This window comes from Halobacterium salinarum DSM 3754 (assembly GCF_008124605.1).
GTDB lineage: Archaea > Halobacteriota > Halobacteria > Halobacteriales > Halobacteriaceae > Halobacterium > Halobacterium salinarum.
The window spans coordinates 1-4,155 of the sequence record NZ_VRYN01000029.1 but is presented as its reverse complement, the minus strand read 5'-3'; the positions used below and the strand labels follow the sequence as shown (position 1 = coordinate 4,155).

Sequence of the window (4,155 nt, the reverse complement as noted above, 5' to 3'; positions counted from 1 at the left end):
TTCGATCAGCGTTGCTCGACCGTTACTGACGACTCATCACAACAGAACAGATGGCTCAGGTCAGGCTAACTGGCGATGCTTTGTGAGGTACTGATACTCGGTTCGGCGGCGGGAAGACCCACGACCTCATCGCCTCGTACCACCTCGCGACGAACCCGACCGACATCGAGAACCTGGATTGCCACCTGACCGACGAAGCGAGTGACGTCGGGGCGGCGTACGTAGACGCTGTCGGCGAGGGCGTGTCTGTCGATACGTCGGTGTTCGTCGGAGGACACGTCGACGCTCGGAATGCGCGAAGTGACCGGTCGGATCCGGACGCCCCGAACACCCGAACGATGTGGGGCGAGATCGCGTACCAGCTGTACGGACTCGAGGGGTACGAGTACCTCAAGGAGTACGACCAGGAACGCAATGCACCCGGTGGGAATACGCTAAGGGGACTCTTCGATCTCGGCGACGGGCCTGCGCTCATACTCATCGACGAGATCGCGGCCTACCTCGAGGCCGCGTCGGCCGTCGAAGTCGGAAATGCGACTCTCGCCAGTCAGACGCTGAGTTTCGTTCTCTCTCTTCTGGAGACAGCGTCTGAAGTCGACGACGTCACCATCGTCTACAGTATCGCCGACACGGCGTTCGAGGACGAGGCAGAGGAGGTACGCACGCTCGTCGATGAACTCAACCAGATCGGTCGCCGGCAGCACAAGACCGTGACGCCGACATCCGAGAACGAGGTCGGTCAGGTTCTTCAGCATCGTCTCTTCGAGGACATCGAACACGGGCACGCCGTAACAATCGCGGAGTCCTACTTCCAGTACTACACCGGCAGTGAGCGGCAGTTCCCACAAGAGACGACCGATGCGAGTTTCGTCGACCGGCTACAGCGCGAGTATCCGTTCCACCCGACGGTCATCGATACGTTGACCGAGAAGATCGACACCATTCCCAAGTTCCAGCGAACCCGCGGTGCGTTGAAGTTGCTCGCACGAGCGGTATACTACCTCTGGAACCATCAGCCCGACCACTACGACCGTCACTGGATCCGGCTGTACGACCTCACGCCCGCGGACAACGCTCCCGATGGGAGCATCGATTCGACGCTCCGCGAGACGCTCTTCGAATTCGTCGAACTGGACTCGGCCGTCTCGGCTGACATCTACAAGGAGGATGGCACCGCGCACGCACAACTCGAGAATCGCAAGTGGACTGAGAAGGGGATTCCACGCCTGGGTAGGCACCTGACCACGACCATCCTCTGGCACAGTCTCGCGTACGGGGAACAGGCGACCGGACTCACGCGAGCAGAGATGAACGCTGCGTTGGGTCACCCTGATATCCAGTTCGACAACTACGATTCGGCACTGGAGGCGCTCGCGGGCGGGGACATGAACGTGGCGTGTTACTATCTCTACGACGAGGAGCGCGTCCGGTTCAAGTCCGATCCGAACCTCATCCGCATCATCGACCAGCGCGTGGACAATACGCCGGACGCACAGGCTCGTAATCGCTTCGAGTCCCGACTCGAGAACTCCGAAGTCGGCACGGGTGGCTTCGAGACCGTCGTGTTCCCCGAGTCCCCGGCAGATCTCCCGGACAAACTATCCAAGCCTCAGCTCGCCGTGATGCATATGGACACGGCACCGGTCTCCGACGGCGGAAGCGAGATTCCGGAGAAAATCCAGACGCTGTACGAGAAAGCTGCCTCCAAGCACGGCGGAGAGACTCAGAGTCGGGTGTACAAGAACTACGTGCTGTTCCTCGCTCCGGACGAGGAGCGAATCCAGAGCGCCATCGGCGAGGCGCGCCAACTGGAGGCCATCGAGGCGCTGCTGGACGATTCGACCCAGACCGCCGACCTCTCCAGCGAGCAAATCGAGGAGCTCCGGGAGCGGCGCGATCAGACGCACGGTCTCCTGGGTGAGTTGGTGCGGGGCGTCTACCGGCACCTCTACTACGTCGAGCGCGACGGGCTGACTCATCTGGCCATCAATGCCACCGAGGCAAACGGCGGGACGACGCTCGTGAACGCTGTCGAGGAAACCCTCGAAGGCCGGTTGATTCGCGCCGATGCGGACGCGAAGGGTGTCGCGTTCTTCAAGCAGAAGCTCTGGCAGCAGACACAGGACAGCATGACCACCGAGCAGTTGGTCAGGCAGTTCGCCAAGAAGCCGGGACTCCCGTACCTGCTCAACACGAAGCCGCTCCGGAAGACCGTCCAGAAGATGGTCGACGACGCGGGGTACACCTACTGGGACAGTACGGCCGAGGAGGGTGGACTCACGTACTGGGACGGCGACGAAGACGACAGCCCGGCGAACTGGCGGAAAGCCGACCCGCTCTCGGAGTCACCCGACGCTCGCACGAGCATCCGCGACTCGGACGTGAAGATCGGTGACGACTACGTCGTCTACACCGACGTCGACGCGCTCCTGGACGTCCACCACGATTCGATTCGACCACCGGAGACTGAAGACGGCGCGTGCGCGAAGGAGGGGTGTCCGAAAGATATCGGTGTGGATGAATCGTACTGTGATGAACACAAACCCGAGAAGCCGGAGTGCAATAGATGCGGTAGGAAGGTCGATAGCGGGCTCACCCCGGACGGGCTGTGTAGCGACTGTGCACGCCCGAGCGACTGGGAGCAGTCGACGAGTCTGATGGCGACGTCGCGGGCCTTCAACGAGGTCCGGACACACGCGCTCGGAAAGGCGACGACCGGCGGCAACCCCGGTGTCGACCACGTCACCGTCGAGGTGGGTGGTGACGAACAGCTGTCGAAGGGGTCGTTCATCGCCGGTCAGCAGCCGGTCAAGGAGCGTGCAGACAACATCTCTGTTCGGATGACGTACGAGACGCAGTCGTCGACGGGGGCCTCGTACCAGGCTGAGTTCACCGGCGGCGTCGACAAGTTCTCTAACGTGACGAACCAGCCGCCGTCGTTCGGCGAGGCGTCGCGGGTCGAGGTGAAGTTCCGCGTCGAAATGGACGAACCGGAGCCGCTCACGAGCGACGAAGACGACGTACTCGCGGAACTGCGGGACGCGCTCGGTGACACCAGTATCAACGTGAAGGTTCAAGCACGAGGACCGGTCGAAGTACCCCCAGAGGTGCAACAATGACGCCCCAACCCACAGTCGACGGCGATGCAGACGCTGCGAAGCCACTCCCGCAAGACAACCTCGGCACTGGCCACTTCGGCAGCAGCGTGTACGGCGGTCGCCCGACGTTCGCGCTCACGCGCCGTGACGGACCGGACGGCGCTCGCTTGACACTGTACGAGCTCCTGCCCGCGGAGCAGGCCGCGGCGCGCCGCGAGCGCCTGGAGCGCGGCACTGCGAGCAGCGGCCTCGTGCTCGAACCCTTCGGCGAGGTGTTCGACGAGTCGGCCGACCCAGATGCAGACCGCTGGTCGTGGGAGGACTGGACGGCGGTGAAGGTCACCCGGCTCTCGGAGAGTCGCCTCCGCGCCATTCTGCCGCTCGTTCGGGAGGCTCTCGACGGTGCGGACCTGGACGAGGAACTCGCCACGAGCGCCGGTCGCGCCGACGTCTTCCTCCCGGAGACGGTGGGCGTGCGTCTCGCGCTGGCGTTCCTGGGCGTGAAGCCCATCCAGCGCGTCGACCGGATGCGGGCGTTCTGCCGCGGTATCGCGCGAATGAGCGACGAGGAGTGCTACTACTGGCACGCGAAGTGCCGGTCGCCGTCGAGTCCGAACGGCGAGAAGGCGCTACGGACGATGCTGACGACGCACATCTGAACATGAGTGAACAACCGATGCAGGAGACCGAGGAGGAGGAGTCGCTGAAACCGCTCGCCATTGAGGGGAACCTCCCGCTGAAGGCGGTCGGTATCGAGAATCTGAAAGAGGCGAATCCGAAACATCTTCCGCCACATCGATACCTACACCGATGGTTCGCCCGGCGACCGACACCAGCCACCAGATTAGCGATTCTCGCGTCGATTCTTCCTAAAGATACAAGGCCAGATGATTTACTTCGATGGATGCAGGTTGGCCCGAAGCAGGGTATCGAAGGGGACTCCATTAGCGAATACGTAGAAAGTGAGGGTGTCATAGAAGAGTTCTCATGGTTTGCTGAATCAGCTCTAACGAATTGAAAGCGCCGTACACTTGGTGCACGCTATTTTTAGCTTGTC

General features: G+C 62.2%; 3 protein-coding genes. All 3 read left to right on the top strand.

Annotated features, from left to right (window positions below; translation table 11 throughout):
- Positions 1-242 precede the first annotated feature (242 nt).
- Genes APQ99_RS12365 through APQ99_RS12355 form a run of 3 tightly spaced genes read left to right on the top strand, consistent with a single transcriptional unit; the run spans position 243 to position 4,116 of the window.
- Positions 243-3,119, top strand: coding sequence for a DUF499 domain-containing protein (locus APQ99_RS12365; RefSeq protein ID WP_211356668.1), 2,877 nt, complete (start codon positions 243-245; stop codon positions 3,117-3,119).
- Positions 3,116-3,757, top strand: coding sequence for a DUF7680 family protein (locus APQ99_RS12360; protein ID WP_211356667.1), 642 nt, complete (start codon positions 3,116-3,118; stop codon positions 3,755-3,757). The genes APQ99_RS12365 and APQ99_RS12360 overlap by 4 nt, the downstream gene beginning before the upstream one ends.
- Positions 3,758-3,774: 17 nt before the next feature.
- Positions 3,775-4,116: a DUF1156 domain-containing protein gene (locus APQ99_RS12355; protein WP_244289032.1), complete on the top strand. Its 342-nt coding sequence runs from the start codon at positions 3,775-3,777 to the stop codon at positions 4,114-4,116.
- Positions 4,117-4,155: the final 39 nt, after the last annotated feature.

Bases quoted from the DNA above. Each gene is read 5' to 3' on its own strand.
- APQ99_RS12360 (WP_211356667.1), top strand. From the start codon at position 3,116: ATGACGCCCCAACCCACAGTCGACGGCGATGCAGACGCTGCGAAGCCA.
- APQ99_RS12355 (WP_244289032.1), top strand. From the start codon at position 3,775: ATGCAGGAGACCGAGGAGGAGGAGTCGCTGAAACCGCTCGCCATTGAG.